At 48.6% G+C, this 1,196-nt stretch carries 1 protein-coding gene; it reads left to right on the forward strand.

The window, feature by feature from the left end:
- Positions 1-487: 487 nt before the first annotated feature.
- Positions 488-1,196, forward strand: a 709-nt coding sequence (locus KDK17_RS08570) for an ROK family protein (protein ID WP_257287860.1), incomplete at its 3' end; no start/stop codon positions are given.

The raw sequence follows: 1,196 nt of genomic DNA on the forward strand, positions 1-1,196 counted from the left end.
GGCCTGTGGGTAATTATAATTCTGATTTCCGCTCATTCCGGTTTAGTTGTAAATTATTCTTGGTCAGTCCCACGATAAAAAGTCATTGCGTGCTGTAAAACTTACACGACAAAAATCATTTAATAGAACACCAGTTGTTCGCAGTGGGCTTCTCACGGAAAAAATCAAACCGGTGCCAAACGCAGGCCGTGCAGATTTCAGAAAGTTTGCTTCAGATATGACTTTAGTGGAGAAAAAGGACGACTGAAATGAAAGCACTCTCTGGCCTGCTGCTGATCCTGCAAGCGGTTCAGCATGGTAGTTATGGGGTAGATTATTTTTATCCTCACTTCCTGCTGTGAGTGTCAACCAGATGTCTTTGTGCCCTTCCTGATTGTCTACTATCCTCAACGCTCGCACAACGAACTATAAAATCCAGTGGTTTTCCTTTCGGCAACCACTGATTTTAGGGACAGTTGCAAGTATATATCAGAAATGAGGTATTTCTGTGCGATTTGGCATTGATGTGGGTGGCACCAAAACAGAGATTGTGGTGCTTTCCAATAGCGGTGAAATGATTCATCGAGAGCGACAATCCACCCCGGACAATTATCCTGATTTTCTCGATAGCATTCAGGCCTTAATCCATGTCACTGAAGGACGCTATGGACAGACCAGCAATATCGGTCTCTGCCTGCCAGGCGCTGTCAGTCCTGATACTGGCCGTATGAAAAATGCCAACACCCTGTACCTGAACAATCAAACGGTTGCTGAAGATCTTGAGCAGCGACTGGGCAGAGCCGTCAAACTGGCCAACGATGCCGACGCCTTTGCCTTGTCAGAAGCGACCGATGGAGCGGCAGCAGGTGCCAGAAGCTGTTTCGGCGTCATTATCGGGACAGGCTGCGGTGGCGGACTGGTGTATAACGGCCAGCTTATTCAGGGGCCCAATGCCATTGCCGGGGAGTGGGGACACAATCCTCTGCCCTATTATCAGGAAAGCACCGATGGCCCGGACCAACACTGTTACTGTGGCCGCAAGAACTGTATCGAAACCTTTGCATCCGGCACAGGAATGGCCAAACGTTTCCGTGAAGCTCATGGCTTCAGCGCCCGGGAAATTCCTGATGCAAAATCGGTTATGGCAAGAGTTCAAAATGCCGACCCGAAGGCTATTGAGCATTTCAATCATTATGTTGATGCACTAGCCCGTGCAC

The organism is Endozoicomonas sp. SESOKO2 (genome assembly GCF_024606245.1).
Lineage (GTDB): Bacteria > Pseudomonadota > Gammaproteobacteria > Pseudomonadales > Endozoicomonadaceae > Endozoicomonas_A.